This is a genomic window from Xanthomonas sp. 60, from assembly GCF_011761925.1.
Genome location: NZ_JAASQW010000001.1, coordinates 406456 through 423237 on the forward strand (window position 1 = coordinate 406456; position 16782 = coordinate 423237).

Here is a 16782-nt window from a genome sequence, read left to right on the forward strand (position 1 = left end):
GGGGTTTCCCAGGTTGGATCCAGGTCTGGAATGGCCCACCCCCCGGAACATCAATCCGATGTTCCCGGTGTCCAGGACGGATGCCGCCCAGGACCGCAAACGGCAGGAGCCGTAAGCGGAGTTCAATTGGAGGAGTGCAATGGCTCTCAATCTGTCCCAGAAGCAAGAAGTAGTCGCGGAGCTGGCAGACGTCGCCGCCAAGGCCCACTCCTTGATCGCAGCCGAATACGCTGGCACCACGGTCTCCCAGATGACCGCGATGCGCAAGCAGGCGCGCGAAACCGGCGTGTTCTTGAAAGTTGTCAAGAACACCCTGGCCTCGCGTGCTGTTGAAGGCACCGAGTTTGCATGCGCGCAGGACAAGCTGGTTGGTCCGCTGCTGTATGCGTTCTCGCTCGAGGAGCCCGGCGCAGCCGGTCGCCTGATCAAGGAATTCGCCAAGGGCAACGACAAGCTGCAGCCCAAGGTCGTCGCCATTGGTGGTGAAGTGTTCCCGGCGAGCCACGTCGACGTGTTGGCTTCGCTGCCGACCCGCGACCAGGCCCTGGCCATGCTGGCCCGCGTCCTGGCCGAGCCGGTCACGATGTTCGCCCGTGCCATCAAGGCCATCGGCGACAAGCAGAACGACGGTGGCGAAGCCGCCGCCGACGCTGCCGAGCCGGCCGCCGAGACCGCCTGAGTTTCGACCTACCGTGGTTCCTGACGGAACCTAATTCCAGAAAACAATTCAAAGGTATCAATCATGTCCCTTACCAACGACCAGATCGTCGAAGCAATCGCCGAGAAGTCCCTGATGGAAGTGATGGAGCTGGTCAAGGCCATCGAAGAGAAGTTCGGCGTCTCCGCCGCTGCTCCGGTTGCCGCGGCTGCCGCTGCTGGCCCGGCTGCTGCCGTTGAAGAGCAGACCGAATTCACCGTCACGCTGAAGAGCGCCGGCGACAAGAAGGTTGAAGTCATCAAGGCTGTCCGCGCCATCACCGGCCTGGGCCTGAAGGAAGCGAAGGACCTGACCGAAGCCGGTGGCGTCGTGAAGGAAAGCGCGACCAAGGAAGAAGCCGAGAAGATGAAGAAGGACCTGGAAGCTGCTGGCGCGACTGTCGAAGTCAAGTAAGCAGATCCTTGCATCGCCATCGAGTCACGGCGGTGCAGCCAAGGCTGGGAGCGTAAGCTCCCGGCCTTTGGTCGTTGTTGCACGACCGCTGCGGTACCGGGCCCTGCCCGGTGGCGGTGAGAAGAAAAAGCCCAACACGGGCTGCGGTCAGTCCTTCGCCGGCACGCGCTTCGCGCGGCGGCAGCAAGTCGATATGCAGTCAAGTTGGCAGTTGGAAGTAGCGGGAGAAGGCGTGCTGGTGCCGGCAATACCAGCGACTTCCAACTGACAATTTCGAGTTTCCTTCGGGAGCCGCCCACGCGCGCGCCCGCACAACAAGGTGGAAGACCTCATGACGTCCTATTCGTTCACCGAAAAGAAGCGCATCCGCAAGGATTTCGGCAAGTCGCGCGCCATCCTGGAAGTGCCGTTCCTGCTCGCCATCCAGGTCGATTCGTACCGCGAGTTCCTGCAGGAAAACGTTGATCCGGCCAAGCGCACGGACCACGGCCTGCACGCTGCCCTCAAGTCCGTCTTCCCGATCGCCAGCTACAGCGGCAACGCCGCGCTGGAATACGTCGGCTACAAGCTCGGCGAGCCCGTGTTCGACGAGCGCGAGTGCCGCCAGCGTGGCATGAGCTACGGCGCACCGCTGCGCGTGACCGTCCGCCTGGTGATCTACGACCGCGAGTCGTCGACCAAGGCCATCAAGTACGTGAAGGAGCAGGAGGTCTATCTCGGCGAGATCCCGCTGATGACCGAGAACGGCACCTTCATCGTCAACGGCACCGAGCGCGTCATCGTGTCCCAGCTGCACCGCTCGCCGGGCGTGTTCTTCGACCACGACCGTGGCAAGACGCACAGCTCGGGCAAGCTGCTGTACAGCGCCCGCATCATTCCCTACCGCGGTTCCTGGCTGGACTTCGAGTTCGACCCGAAGGACGCGCTGTTCACCCGTATCGATCGCCGCCGCAAGCTGCCGGTCTCGATCCTGCTGCGCGCGCTCGGCTACACCAACGAAGAAATGCTGGCCGAGTTCTTCGAGATCAACACGTTCCACATCAATCCGGACGAAGGCGTGCAGCTGGAGCTGGTGCCTGAGCGCCTGCGCGGTGAAACCCTGGGCTTCGACCTGGCTGATGGTGACAAGGTCATCGTGGAAGCCGGCAAGCGCATCACCGCGCGCCACGTCAAGCAGCTGGAAGCCTCGGGCATCGCCGCCCTGGCCGTGCCGGACGAGTACATCGTCGGCCGCATCCTGTCGCACGACGTGGTCGACGGTTCCACCGGCGAACTGCTGGCCCAGGCCAACGACGAGATCACCGACGAGCAGCTGCAGGCCTTCCGCAAGGCCGGCGTGGATGCCGTGGGCACCCTGTGGGTGAACGATCTGGATCGTGGCCCGTACCTGAGCAACACCCTGCGCATCGATCCGACCAAGACGCAGCTCGAAGCGCTGGTCGAGATCTACCGCATGATGCGCCCGGGCGAGCCGCCGACCAAGGACGCCGCGCAGAACCTGTTCCACAACCTGTTCTTCACCTTCGAGCGCTATGACCTGTCCACGGTCGGCCGGATGAAGTTCAACCGCCGCGTGGGCCGCAAGGAAACCACCGGCGAAGCCGTGCTCTACGACCGCAAGTACTACGGCGAGCGCAACGACGAGGAATCCAAGCGCCTGGTCGCCACCCATGGCGAATCGTCGGACATCCTGGATGTGATCAAGGTCCTGACCGAGATCCGCAACGGCCGCGGCGTCGTCGACGACATCGACCACCTGGGCAACCGTCGCGTGCGTTCGGTCGGTGAAATGGCCGAGAACGTGTTCCGCGTGGGCCTGGTCCGCGTCGAGCGCGCGGTCAAGGAGCGCCTGTCGATGGCCGAGTCCGAAGGCCTGACCCCGCAGGAGCTGATCAACGCTAAGCCGGTCGCTGCCGCGATCAAGGAGTTCTTCGGCTCCTCGCAGCTGTCCCAGTTCATGGATCAGAACAATCCACTGTCGGAAGTCACGCACAAGCGTCGTGTCTCCGCGCTGGGCCCGGGCGGCCTGACCCGTGAGCGCGCCGGCTTCGAAGTCCGCGACGTGCACCCGACCCATTACGGCCGCGTCTGCACCATCGAAACGCCGGAAGGCCCGAACATCGGCCTGATCAACTCGCTGGCCGTGTACGCCCGCACCAACGAATACGGGTTCCTCGAGACCCCGTACCGGAAGGTCGTGGACGGCAAGGTCTATGACGAGGTCGAGTTCCTGTCGGCCATCGAGGAAAACGAGTACGTCATTGCGCAGGCCAACGCCCTGACCAATGCCGACAGCGTGCTGACCGAGCAGTTCGTGCCGTGCCGCTTCCAGGGCGAGTCGCTGCTGAAGCCGCCGGCGGAAGTGCACTTCATGGACGTCTCGCCGATGCAGACCGTGTCGGTCGCTGCGGCGCTGGTGCCGTTCCTGGAGCACGATGACGCCAACCGTGCACTGATGGGCGCCAACATGCAGCGCCAGGCCGTGCCGACCCTGCGTGCGCAGAAGCCGCTGGTGGGTACCGGCATCGAACGCGCCGTGGCCCGCGACTCCGGCGTCACCGTCAACGCCCGTCGTGGCGGTGAGGTGGTGCAGGTCGACGCCGCGCGCATCGTGGTCAAGATCGTCGAGGAGGAAATCATCGGCGCCACCGACGCCGGCGTGGACATCTACAACCTGGTCAAGTACACCCGCTCCAACCAGAACACTTGCATCAACCAGCGCCCGCTGGTGAACGTGGGTGACGTGGTGGCGCGTGGCGACGTGCTGGCCGACGGCCCGTCCACCGACATCGGCGAGCTGGCCCTGGGCCAGAACATGCTGATCGCGTTCATGCCGTGGAACGGCTACAACTTCGAAGACTCCATCCTGCTCTCCGAGCGCGTGGTGGAAGAGGATCGTTACACCACGATCCACATCGAAGAGCTGACCTGCGTGGCGCGTGACACCAAGCTGGGGCCGGAGGAAATCTCCGCCGACATCCCGAACGTCTCCGAGCAGGCCCTGAACCGCCTGGACGAGAGCGGCGTGGTGTACATCGGCGCCGAGGTGCGTGCCGGTGACATCCTGGTCGGCAAGGTGACGCCGAAGGGCGAAAGCCAGCTGACCCCGGAAGAGAAGCTGCTGCGCGCGATCTTCGGCGAGAAGGCGTCGGACGTGAAGGACAGCTCGCTGCGCGTGCCGCCGGGCATGGACGGCACCGTCATCGACGTGCAGGTCTTCACCCGCGACGGCATCGAGAAGGACAAGCGTGCGCGCCAGATCGAGGAATCGGAGATCAAGCGCGTCAAGAAGGACTTCGACGACCAGTACCGCATCCTGGAAGGTGCGATCTACGCCCGTCTGCGGACGCAGATCGTCGGCAAGGTCGTCAATGGCGGCGCCAACCTGAAGAAGGGCGACACCGTCACCGACGCCTATCTGGACGGCCTGAAGAAGTCCGACTGGTTCATGCTGCGGATGAAGGACGAGGACGCTGCCGAAGCCATCGAGCGTGCGCAGAAGCAGATCCAGGTGCACGAGAAGGAGTTCGAGCGCCGCTTCGCCGACAAGCGCGGCAAGATCACCGCCGGCGATGACCTCGCCCCGGGCGTGCTGAAGATGGTGAAGGTGTTCATGGCGGTCAAGCGCCGCATCCAGCCGGGCGACAAGATGGCAGGCCGCCACGGCAACAAGGGTGTGGTCTCCAACGTGGTGCCGGTCGAGGACATGCCGTACATGGCCTCGGGCGAAACCGTGGACATCGTGCTGAATCCGCTGGGCGTGCCGTCGCGCATGAACATCGGCCAGATCCTGGAAGTCCACCTGGGCTGGGCCGCCAAGGGCCTGGGTCGCAAGATCCAGCGCATGCTCGAGGCGCAGACCGCGCTTGCCGAACTGCGTTCGTTCCTGGACGAGGTGTACAACCACGACAGCGCCAATGTGGCCACCCACGTCGACCTGACCCAGTTCAGCGACGAGGAGCTGCTGCGCCTGGCCGGCAACCTGACCGACGGCGTGCCGATGGCAACGCCGGTGTTCGACGGTGCCACCGAAGCGGAAATCAAGCGCATGCTGGAACTGGCCGACCTGCCGAGCAGTGGCCAGACCCAGCTGTACGACGGCCGCACCGGTGAAGCCTTCGACCGCCACACCACGGTCGGTTACATGCACTACCTGAAGCTGAACCACCTGGTCGACGACAAGATGCATGCCCGTTCGACCGGTCCGTACTCGCTCGTCACCCAGCAGCCGCTGGGCGGCAAGGCGCAGTTCGGCGGCCAGCGCTTCGGCGAAATGGAAGTCTGGGCGCTGGAAGCCTACGGCGCGGCCTACACCCTGCAGGAAATGCTGACGGTGAAGTCCGATGACGTGCAGGGCCGCAACCAGATGTACAAGAACATCGTCGATGGCGAACACGAGATGGTTGCCGGCATGCCGGAATCCTTCAACGTGCTGGTGAAGGAAATCCGCTCGCTGGCCATCAACATGGAACTGGAAGACAACTGATCGCGCAGGCGCTGCTGCCCTGTGCAGCAGCGCCACCGGCAGTGCCCTGACAGCCCATCGACACAGCATTCCTCCTTTCGGAGAACACCATGAAAGACCTGCTCAACCTCTTCAACCAGCAGCGCCAGACGCTGGACTTCGACGCGATCAAGATCGCGCTGGCCTCGCCGGACCTGATCCGTTCGTGGTCCTTCGGCGAAGTGAAGAAGCCGGAAACCATCAACTACCGCACCTTCAAGCCGGAGCGTGACGGCCTGTTCTGCGCCGCGATCTTCGGACCGGTCAAGGACTACGAGTGCCTGTGCGGCAAGTACAAGCGCATGAAGCACCGCGGCGTGGTCTGCGAGAAGTGCGGCACCGAAGTGACCCTGGCCAAGGTGCGCCGCGAGCGCATGGGCCACATCGACCTGGCCTCGCCGGTCGCGCACATCTGGTTCCTCAAGTCGCTGCCGTCGCGCATCGGCCTGATGCTGGACATGACCCTGCGCGACATCGAGCGCGTGCTGTACTTCGAAGCCTACGTGGTGACCGAGCCGGGCCTGACCGCCCTGGAGCGCCGCCAGCTGCTGACCGAAGAGCAGTTCCTGCAGGCCCGCCAGGAGCACGGCGATGACTTCGACGCCGCCATGGGCGCCGAGGCCGTCTACGAGCTGCTGCGCACCATCGACCTGCAGTCGGAGATGACCCGCCTGCGCGAGGAGATCGCCGCCACCGGTTCGGAGACCAAGCTCAAGCGCCTCACCAAGCGCATCAAGCTGATCGAAGCCTTCCTGGAATCGGGCAACCGCCCGGAGTGGATGGTCATGACCGTGCTGCCGGTGCTGCCGCCGGACCTGCGTCCGCTGGTGCCGCTGGACGGTGGCCGCTTCGCGACCTCCGACCTGAACGACCTGTACCGTCGCGTCATCAACCGCAACAACCGCCTGCGCCGCCTGCTCGAACTGAGCGCGCCGGACATCATCGTGCGCAATGAAAAGCGCATGCTGCAGGAATCGGTCGATGCGCTGCTTGACAACGGCCGTCGCGGCCGTGCCATCACCGGCACCAACAAGCGCCCGCTGAAGTCGCTGGCCGACATGATCAAGGGCAAGCAGGGTCGCTTCCGCCAGAACCTGCTCGGCAAGCGCGTGGACTACTCGGGCCGTTCGGTCATCGTGGTCGGTCCGTACCTGCGCCTGCACCAGTGCGGCCTGCCGAAGAAGATGGCGCTGGAGCTGTTCAAGCCGTTCGTGTTCGCCAAGCTGCAGCGTCGCGGCCTGGCCACCACCATCAAGGCCGCCAAGAAGCTGGTCGAGCGCGAAGAAGCCGAAGTCTGGGACATCCTGGAAGAGGTCATCCGCGAGCATCCGGTGATGCTGAACCGTGCGCCGACCCTGCACCGTCTGGGCATCCAGGCCTTCGAGCCGGTCCTGATCGAAGGCAAGGCCATCCAGCTGCACCCGCTGGTCTGCACCGCGTTCAACGCCGACTTCGACGGTGACCAGATGGCCGTCCACGTGCCGCTCTCGCTGGAAGCCCAGCTGGAAGCGCGTGCGCTGATGATGTCCACCAACAACATCCTGTCGCCGGCCAACGGTGAGCCGATCATCGTGCCGTCGCAGGACGTGGTGCTGGGTCTGTACTACATGACCCGCTCGCTGGAAAACAAGAAGGGCGAGGGCATGGCCTTCGCCAACATCGCCGAAGTCAAGCGCGCCTACGACAACCGCGTGGTGGAACTGCACGCGCGCGTCAAGGTCCGCATCACCGAAGTGGTGACCGACGAGGACGGCAACAAGCAGAACAGGAACTCGATCGTGGACACCACGATCGGTCGCGCCCTGCTGGCTGAAATCCTGCCGGAAGGCCTGCCGTTCGCGCTGGCCAACACCGAGCTGACCAAGAAGAACATCAGCCGCCTGATCAACTCCAGCTACCGCCAGCTGGGCCTGAAGGACACGGTCGTGTTCGCCGACAAGCTGATGTACACCGGCTTCGCCTACGCGACCCGCGCCGGCGTCTCCATCGGCATCGACGACATGCTGATCCCGGACGAGAAGAAGGGCATCCTCACCGAGGCCGAAGCCGAAGTGCTGGAAATCCAGGAGCAGTACCAGTCGGGCCTGGTCACCGCCGGCGAGCGCTACAACAAGGTGGTCGACATCTGGTCGCGTACCAATGAGCGCATCGCCAAGGCGATGATGGACACCATCGGTACCGAGAAGGTGGTCAATGCCAAGGGCGAGACCATCGACCAGAAGTCGATGAACTCGCTGTACATCATGGCCGACTCCGGTGCCCGTGGTTCGCAGGCGCAGATCCGCCAGCTGGCCGGCATGCGTGGCCTGATGGCGCGACCGGATGGCTCGATCATCGAAACGCCCATCAAGGCGAACTTCCGTGAAGGCCTGAACGTGCAGGAGTACTTCAACTCCACCCACGGTGCCCGTAAGGGTCTGGCCGATACCGCGCTGAAGACCGCCAACTCGGGTTACCTGACCCGTCGTCTGGTGGACGTGGCGCAGGACGTGGTCATCACCGAAGTGGACTGCGGTACCACCGAAGGCCTGACCATGACCCCGATCGTGGAAGGCGGCGACGTCGTGGAGCCCTTGAAGGACCGCGTGCTGGGCCGTGTCGTGGCCGAGGACGTGTTCCTGCCGGGCAACGACGAAGACCCGATCGTCACCCGCAACACCCTGCTCGACGAAGCCTGGGTGGCCAAGCTGGAAGACGCCGGCGTGCAGACCATTAAGGTCCGTTCGACGATCTCCTGCGAGTCCGCCTTCGGTGTCTGCAGCCGCTGCTACGGTCGTGACCTGGCGCGTGGCCACATCGTCAATATCGGTGAGGCCGTCGGTGTCATCGCGGCGCAGTCGATCGGTGAGCCGGGCACCCAGCTGACCATGCGTACGTTCCACATCGGTGGTGCGGCGTCGCGTGCGGCGGCGGTGGACAACATCACGGTGAAGACCACCGGTTCGGTGAAGTTCAACAACCTCAAGTCGGTCGAGCATGCCAACGGTTCGCTGGTGGCGGTGTCGCGCTCGGGCGAGATCTCGGTCCTGGATCCGCACGGCCGCGAGCGTGAGCGCTACAAGCTGCCGTACGGCTCGATGATCGCGTCCAAGGATGGCGACTCGGTGAAGGCTGGCCAGACCGTGGCCAACTGGGATCCGCACAACCACCCGATCGTCTCGGAAGTGGCAGGTTTCCTGCGCTTCATCGACTTCGTCGATGGCGTCACCGTCATCGAGAAGACCGATGAGCTGACCGGCCTCGCTTCGCGCGAGATCACCGATCCGAAGCGTCGCGGCTCGATGGGCAAGGACCTGCGTCCGCTGATCCGCATCGTCGATGCCAAGGGCAACGACCTGCTGATCCCGGGCACCGACATGCCGGCCCAGTACCTGCTGCCGCCGCGTTCCATCGTCAACCTGCAGGACGGCGCGGCCGTCGGCGTGGGTGACGTGGTCGCCAAGATCCCGCAGGAAGCGTCCAAGACCCGCGACATCACCGGTGGTCTGCCGCGCGTGGCCGATCTGTTCGAAGCCCGCAAGCCGAAGGATCCGGCGGTGCTGGCCGAGCGTTCGGGCATCATCAGCTTCGGCAAGGACACCAAGGGCAAGCAGCGCCTGATCATCAAGGACACCGACGGGTCGGAGCACGAAGAGCTGATCCCGAAGTACCGCCAGGTCATCGTGTTCGAAGGCGAACACGTCACCAAGGGCGAGACCATCGTGGACGGCGAGCCGAGTCCGCAGGACATCCTGCGCCTGCTGGGCGTGGAGCCGCTTGCGGCCTACCTGGTGAAGGAAATCCAGGACGTGTACCGCCTGCAGGGTGTGAAGATCAACGACAAGCACATCGAGGTGATCACCCGCCAGATGCTGCGCAAGGTCGAGATCACCGACCAGGGCAACAGCAAGTTCCTGAATGGCGAACAGGTGGAACGTCAGCGCGTTATCGAGGAGAATGTCCGCCTCGGTGCCCGCAGCGAGCTGCCGGCGCAGTACGATCCGGTCCTGCTGGGCATCACCAAGGCGTCGCTGGCCACCGAATCGTTCATCTCGGCCGCGTCCTTCCAGGAAACCACCCGCGTGTTGACCGAGGCGGCCGTTCGCGGCACCAAGGACAACCTGCGCGGCCTGAAGGAAAACGTCATCGTCGGTCGTCTGATCCCGGCCGGCACCGGTCTGTCGTATCACGCCAACCGTCGCCGCAACGCCAGCGGTCTGACCGATTCGGAAATGCAGACGCTGGCCGGCTCCCCGGTCGTGGCTGCCGCTGAACCGGTTGCCGCGGCACCGGCCGCCACGCCGGCTGTCGAAGCCGAGCAGGGCGCCGACGAGTAAGAAACAGGGCGTCCGGCCGCAGGGCCGGACGCGCCGGCAACAACGGAACGTGGGCCGGAACGCCCGCCGACCGGTCTGAACGGGGTACATGGAGGCCCCCCGGTAACTTCCCAGGATCAGGGAGGGGCTTGACAGGAGCGCGTTTGACTGCGTTTCCGACAGGTTGCTACAATCGTCTGTCTCAGCAGGCCAGAATTTTGGCCTGCTTTAACATTTCCGCATCTCTGGCCAGATTTCTGGCCCCAATCAGAAGAACCTACTGATGGCGACGATCAACCAGCTGGTCCGCAAGCCGCGGCAAGCGACCACCTACAAGAGTGCCTCGCCGGCGCTCGACAAGTGCCCGCAGCGCCGTGGCGTCTGCACGCGCGTTTACACCACCACTCCGAAGAAGCCGAACTCGGCGCTTCGCAAGGTTGCCAAGGTCCGCCTGACCAACCAGGAAGAAGTGATTTCCTACATCGGTGGTGAAGGCCACAACCTGCAGGAGCACTCCGTGGTCCTGATCCGTGGCGGTCGCGTCAAGGATCTGCCGGGTGTGCGTTACCACACCGTTCGCGGTTCGCTCGATGCCTCCGGTGTCGCCAAGCGTCGCCAGGCCCGTTCGAAGTACGGCGCCAAGCGTCCGAAGGCATAAGGAGAGAGCACATGTCGCGTAAAGGTAATACTCCCCAGCGTTCCGTCCTGCCCGATCCGAAGCACGGAAGTGAAACGATCGCCCGCTTCATCAACATGGTGATGCTGAGCGGCAAGAAGTCCGTGGCCGAGAAGATCGTCTACGGCGCGATGGACGTCATCAGCGAAAAGAACCCCAACTCGATCGAGCTGGTGCAGAAGGCGCTGGACAATGTCGCTCCGTCGGTCGAGGTGAAGTCCCGCCGCGTCGGTGGTGCCACCTACCAGGTGCCGGTCGAAGTGCGTTCCTCGCGCAAGATGGCGCTGGCCATGCGCTGGCTGATCGACTCCGCGCGCAAGCGTGGCGAGAACACCATGCCGAAGAAGCTCGCTGCCGAGCTGATCGACGCCGCGGAAAACCGTGGTGGCGCCATCAAGAAGCGCGAAGAAACCCACCGTATGGCCGAAGCCAACAAGGCGTTCGCGCACTACCGCTGGTAAGTTTTACGGCCTTGCAAAACAGGCAGGGCAGCACCATCTGAGTGCTGCCCCGTGGCCCCGGAAGGGTCACGCCAATCCGAAGGCCGCCGCAAGGCGGCGTTCGGCCATCCGAAATCCAAGAAATCGAGAGGCTCCCGTGGCCCGCACCACTCCCATCGAGCGTTACCGCAATTTCGGCATCATGGCTCACATCGATGCCGGCAAGACCACCACGTCCGAGCGCATCCTGTTCTACACCGGCAAGAGCCACAAGATCGGTGAAGTGCACGATGGTGCTGCCACCATGGACTGGATGGAGCAGGAGCAGGAGCGTGGCATCACGATCCAGTCCGCTGCCACCACCGCGTTCTGGAAGGGCATGGACAAGTCCCTGCCGGAGCACCGCTTCAACATCATCGACACCCCCGGACACGTTGACTTCACCATCGAAGTCGAGCGCTCCCTGCGCGTGCTCGACGGTGCCGTCTTCGTGCTGTGCGCCGTCGGTGGCGTGCAGCCGCAGTCGGAAACCGTGTGGCGCCAGGCCAACCGCTACAAGGTGCCGCGCATCGCCTTCGTCAACAAGATGGACCGCACCGGCGCCAACTTCAAGAAGGTTGTCGGTCAGCTGAAGGCCAAGCTGGGCGCGGTTGCCGTGCCGATGCAGCTGCCGATCGGCGCCGAGGAAAATTTCAAGGGCGTCGTCGACCTCATCAAGATGAAGGCCATCCATTGGGATGACGCTTCGCAGGGCATGAAGTTCGATTACCTGGACATCCCGGCCGACATGCAGGCGGAGGCCGAAGAGGCCCGCACCTACATGATCGAAGCCGCGGCTGAAGCCAGCGAAGAGCTGATGGAAAAGTACCTGGGCGGCGAAGAGCTGACCGAGGCCGAGATCGTCGAGGCCCTGCGCGTGCGCACTCTGGCCACCGACATCGTGCCGATGTACTGCGGTTCGGCGTTCAAGAACAAGGGCGTGCAGGCCATGCTGGACGGCGTGGTGCAGCTGCTGCCGTCGCCGATCGACGTGCCGGACGTGACCGGTACCGACGTGGACGACGAGACCGTGGCCCTGAGCCGCAAGTCCGACGACAAGGCCCCGTTCTCGGCGCTGGCGTTCAAGATCATCACCGACCCGTTCGTGGGCGCGCTGACCTTCTTCCGTGTCTATTCGGGCACGCTGAGCGCCGGCGACCAGCTGCTGAACTCGGTCAAGGGCAAGAAGGAGCGCATCGGCCGCATCCTGCAGATGCACTCCAACGATCGCGAAGAGATCAAGGAAGTGCTGGCGGGCGACATCGCCGCGGCCGTGGGCCTGAAGGACACGACCACCGGTGACACGCTGTGCTCGCAGGAGCACCCGATCATCCTGGAGCGCATGGTGTTCCCGGAGCCGGTGATCTCGATGGCCGTCGAGCCGAAGACCAAGTCCGACCAGGAAAAGATGGGTCTCGCCCTCGGCCGTCTGGCCCAGGAAGATCCGTCCTTCCGCGTCAAGACCGATCAGGAATCCGGCCAGACCATCATCTCGGGCATGGGTGAGCTGCACCTGGACATCATCGTTGACCGCATGAAGCGCGAGTTCAACGTGGAGGCCAACGTCGGCAAGCCGCAGGTGGCTTACCGCGAAACCATCCAGCTGCCTGACGTCAAGTCGGACTACAAGCACGCCAAGCAGTCCGGTGGTAAGGGTCAGTACGGCCACGTCGTGATCGAGCTGTCCCCGATCACCGCTGAAGACCGTGCCGATCCGAAGATCGCTCCGATGATCAAGGATGATTTCCTGTTCATCAATGACATCACCGGCGGCGTGATTCCGAAGGAGTTCATCCCGTCGATCGAGAAGGGCCTGCGCGAAACGATCACCAGCGGTCCGCTGGCTGGCTTCCCGGTCGTGGATGTCAAGGTCAAGCTGGTGTTCGGCTCGTACCACGACGTCGACTCCTCGGAAATGGCGTTCAAGCTCGCGTCCTCGATGGCCTTCAAGCAGGGCTTCTCGAAGGCCAAGCCGGTCCTGCTGGAGCCGATCATGAAGGTCGAGATCGTGACCCCGAGCGACTACCAGGGTGACGTGATGGGCGACGTCAGCCGTCGTCGCGGCATGCTGCAGGGTTCGAGCATGACCGGTGACGGTTCGGCGGAAATCATCAACGCGATGATCCCGCTGGGTGAGATGTTCGGTTACGCCACCTCGCTGCGTTCGCAGACCCAGGGGCGCGCCACGTTCACGATGGAATTCGACCATTACGAGCCGGCGCCGAGCAACATCGCCGATGAAGTCATGAAGAAGGCCTGAGCGTAACGCTCAGGTTTTCCAACCACTTACGAACTAGAAGGTAACTACAATGGCAAAGGGTAAGTTCGAACGCACCAAGCCGCACGTCAACGTCGGCACCATCGGTCACGTCGATCACGGCAAGACCACGCTGACCGCCGCACTGACCAAGATCGGTGCCGAGCGCTTCGGTGGCGAGTTCAAGGATTACTCCGCGATCGACGCCGCGCCGGAAGAAAAGGCACGTGGCATCACGATCTCGACCGCACACGTCGAATACGAATCCACCATCCGCCATTACGCGCACGTGGATTGCCCGGGCCATGCTGACTACGTCAAGAACATGATCACCGGTGCGGCGCAGATGGACGGCGCGATCCTGGTGTGCTCGGCCGCTGACGGCCCGATGCCGCAGACCCGCGAGCACATCCTGCTGTCGCGCCAGGTCGGCGTGCCGTACATCGTCGTGTTCCTGAACAAGGCCGACATGGTCGACGACGCCGAGCTGCTCGAGCTGGTCGAAATGGAAGTGCGCGAGCTGCTGAGCAAGTACGATTTCCCGGGCGACGACACCCCGATCATCGCGGGCTCGGCCCGTCTGGCGCTGGAAGGCGACCAGAGCGACATCGGCGTGCCGGCCGTGATCAAGCTGGTCGAAGCGCTGGACACCTGGATTCCGGAGCCGGAGCGTGACGTCGACAAGCCGTTCCTGATGCCGGTGGAAGACGTGTTCTCGATCTCCGGCCGCGGCACCGTGGTGACCGGTCGTATCGAGCGCGGCGTGATCAAGGTCGGCGAAGAAATCGAGATCGTCGGTATCCGTGACACCGTCAAGACCACCGTCACCGGTGTGGAAATGTTCCGCAAGCTGCTGGACCAGGGCCAGGCAGGCGACAACGCCGGTCTGCTGCTGCGCGGCACCAAGCGTGACGACGTGCAGCGCGGCCAGGTGCTGTGCAAGCCGGGTTCCATCAAGCCGCACACCGAGTTCGAAGGCGAAGTGTACGTGCTGTCGAAGGACGAAGGCGGCCGCCACACCCCGTTCTTCAACGGCTACCGTCCGCAGTTCTACTTCCGCACCACCGACATCACCGGTGCTGCCAAGCTGCCGGAAGGCGTCGAGATGGTGATGCCGGGCGACAACGTGAAGATGGTTGTCACCCTGATCAACCCGGTCGCGATGGACGAAGGCCTGCGCTTCGCGATCCGCGAAGGCGGCCGTACCGTCGGCGCCGGCGTGGTGTCGAAGATCATCAAGTAATCTGTTAGACTGCGCACCCCGATGTTGCCTGGGTAGGGCATCGGGGTGTTCTACAAGGGAAAATAGACACAGGATGTGTCTCGTGTTCCCCGGACCAGGATCGGTCGCGCCATTCAGGCTTTGTCAACACGCTGTGTTGACGGGCTATTTGCATGTGCGCTATGCTTCTACGTCTGGGCAGGCCGGGAAACCGACCTGCCTACGTTTTTGAGGTTAATGGATTGACCTTGTCGGCCTGCAGGAGTGCGGGCCGTCTGTATTCAGGATATTCATGGGATAGGGCAACCCAGAGGCCCATCCGTCGCTCTTTCAACCAAGGAATCCCCGTCATGGCGGACCAGAAGATCCGTATCCGGCTGAAGGCGTTCGATCATCGTCTGATCGACCGTTCGGCCAGCGAGATCGTAGAAACGGCAAAGCGGACCGGCGCGCAAGTGCGTGGCCCGATCCCGCTGCCGACCAAGATCGAACGCGTCACCATCCTCGTCTCCCCGCACGTCGACAAGGACGCGCGTGACCAGTACGAGACCCGCACGCACAAGCGCGTGCTTGACATCGTCGACCCCAACGACAAGACCGTGGACGCGCTGATGAAGCTCGAACTGGCTGCCGGCGTCGACGTGCAGATCAAACTGACCTGAGGACTACGACCATGACGAAGAAATATTCGTTGGGCTTCGTGGGCCGCAAGGCTGGCATGAGCCGCGTTTTCACTGAAGATGGCCAGGCCATCCCGGTGACCCTGATTGAAGCCACCCCGAACCGCATCGCGCAGATCAAGACCGTCGAAGCTGACGGCTACAGCGCCGTGCAGGTGACTGTCGGCGCGCGTCGCGCTGCCCTGGTCAACAAGCCGGAAGCCGGTCACTTCGCCAAGGCGAAGGTCGACGCAGGCCGTGGTTTGTGGGAATTCCGCGTCGAAGACACGCAGCTCGGCGATTACGCCGTCGGCGGCGAAGTCAAGGCGGACATCTTCGAAGTCGGCCAGATGGTCGATGTCCAGGGTGTCACCAAGGGCAAGGGCTTCCAGGGCACCATCAAGCGCTACAACTTCCGCATGGGTGACGCTACCCACGGCAACTCGCTGTCGCATCGCGCGCCGGGTTCGCTGGGTCAGCGCCAGACGCCCGGTCGCGTGTTCCCGGGCAAGAAGATGTCCGGTCACATGGGCTCGGTGCAGCAGAGCACCCAGAACCTGGAAGTTGTCAAGGTCGACGTGGAGCGCGGTCTGATCGCGGTTCGCGGCGCCGTTCCGGGCGCGGCGGGTGGCGACGTGATCGTCCGTCCGGCGAGCAAGGCATAAGGAGAGATGACGATGGAACTCGTTATCACGGGTAGCAACAACAAGGTCTCGGTCTCCGATGCCGTGTTCGGCCGCGATTTCAGCGAAGATCTGGTTCACCAGGTCGTCGTCGCCTATCGCAATGCCGGTCGCGCGGGCACCAAGGCGCAGAAGACGCGTTCTGAAGTGGCGGGTACCACCAAGAAGTCGAAGAAGCAGAAGGGCGGCGGTGCGCGTCATGGCGCGCTGACGGCTCCGATCTTCATCGGCGGTGGTGTGACCTTCGCGGCCAAGCCGCGCAGCTTCGAACAGAAGGTCAACCGCAAGCAGTACCGTGCCGCCATGTGCGCGATCCTGTCCGAGCTGAACCGCCAAGGCCGTTTGACGATCGTGGAGTCCTTCGATGTCGAAGCGACCAACACCAAGTCGTTGATCGCCAAGCTGGCCGGCCTGGACGTGGGCAAGCGCCCGCTGATCGTCACTGAGGAAGCCTCCGAGCACCTGTACCTGTCGGCGCGCAACATTCCCTACGTGGAAGTGCGTGACGTCCAGGGCCTGGACCCGGTGTCGCTGGTCGGTGCCGACACGGTCGTCATCACCGCTGACGCGGTCAAGAAGGTCGAGGAGTGGCTGGCATGAACAGCAAGGAAAAAGTCTTCAGCGTGCTGCGTGCTCCGCGAGTCTCCGAAAAGACCGCGCGCCTGCAGGAACTCTCCAACCAGTATGTCTTCGAGATTTCGAACGAAGCCACCAAGGCCGATGTGAAGGCCGCGGTCGAGCAGCTGTTCGATGTCAAGGTCGAGGCCGTCAACGTGCTGAACGTGAAGGGCAAGAACAAGTCCTTCCGTAACCGTGCTGGCAGCCGCGGCGATTGGCGCAAGGCGTACGTGCGCCTGGCCGATGGCCAGTCCATCGATGTAACGGCCAAGGCCTGA

At 63.6% G+C, this 16782-nt stretch carries 12 protein-coding genes; all 12 read left to right on the top strand.

The features are described 5' to 3' along the window. Window positions 1-139 precede the first annotated feature (139 nt). Entirely contained in the window at window positions 140-679 is a 540-nt protein-coding gene (rplJ, locus tag FHY09_RS01860; RefSeq protein WP_166923590.1) for a 50S ribosomal protein L10, read from the top strand. 63 nt (window positions 680-742) lie between these two features. Continuing rightward, window positions 743-1111, top strand: coding sequence for a 50S ribosomal protein L7/L12 (gene rplL, locus FHY09_RS01865; protein WP_166923592.1), 369 nt, complete (start codon window positions 743-745; stop codon window positions 1109-1111). Between the two features lie 331 nt (window positions 1112-1442). Beyond that, the gene (gene rpoB, locus FHY09_RS01870) at window positions 1443-5597 is read left to right on the top strand and encodes a DNA-directed RNA polymerase subunit beta (RefSeq protein WP_166923595.1); all 4155 of its coding nucleotides are present in this window, start codon (window positions 1443-1445) and stop codon (window positions 5595-5597) included. 89 nt (window positions 5598-5686) lie between these two features. Next, on the top strand, window positions 5687-9931 hold the full coding sequence (rpoC, locus tag FHY09_RS01875) for a DNA-directed RNA polymerase subunit beta' (protein WP_166923597.1): 4245 nt from the start codon (window positions 5687-5689) through the stop codon (window positions 9929-9931). A gap of 262 nt (window positions 9932-10193) precedes the next feature. Continuing rightward, entirely contained in the window at window positions 10194-10568 is a 375-nt protein-coding gene (rpsL, locus tag FHY09_RS01880; protein ID WP_166923599.1) for a 30S ribosomal protein S12, read from the top strand. Window positions 10569-10579: 11 nt separating this feature from the next. Then, complete coding sequence (gene rpsG / locus FHY09_RS01885; RefSeq protein WP_166923601.1) at window positions 10580-11047, top strand: 30S ribosomal protein S7; 468 nt, start codon at window positions 10580-10582, stop codon at window positions 11045-11047. Between the two features lie 136 nt (window positions 11048-11183). Further along, window positions 11184-13325 (top strand): elongation factor G, encoded by a 2142-nt coding sequence (fusA, locus tag FHY09_RS01890; protein ID WP_166923603.1) that lies wholly within the window; start codon window positions 11184-11186, stop codon window positions 13323-13325. Between the two features lie 49 nt (window positions 13326-13374). Beyond that, entirely contained in the window at window positions 13375-14565 is a 1191-nt protein-coding gene (gene tuf / locus FHY09_RS01895; RefSeq protein WP_166923580.1) for an elongation factor Tu, read from the top strand. Window positions 14566-14894: 329 nt separating this feature from the next. Then, complete coding sequence (gene rpsJ / locus FHY09_RS01900) at window positions 14895-15206, top strand: 30S ribosomal protein S10 (protein WP_166923605.1); 312 nt, start codon at window positions 14895-14897, stop codon at window positions 15204-15206. An 11-nt stretch (window positions 15207-15217) separates the two neighbouring features. Then, on the top strand, window positions 15218-15868 hold the full coding sequence (gene rplC / locus FHY09_RS01905; RefSeq protein ID WP_166923607.1) for a 50S ribosomal protein L3: 651 nt from the start codon (window positions 15218-15220) through the stop codon (window positions 15866-15868). Between the two features lie 12 nt (window positions 15869-15880). Next, the gene (gene rplD, locus FHY09_RS01910; protein WP_166923610.1) at window positions 15881-16486 is read left to right on the top strand and encodes a 50S ribosomal protein L4; all 606 of its coding nucleotides are present in this window, start codon (window positions 15881-15883) and stop codon (window positions 16484-16486) included. Then, window positions 16483-16782, top strand: coding sequence for a 50S ribosomal protein L23 (rplW, locus tag FHY09_RS01915; RefSeq protein ID WP_166923612.1), 300 nt, complete (start codon window positions 16483-16485; stop codon window positions 16780-16782). Before rplD ends, rplW begins: the two co-directional genes overlap by 4 nt.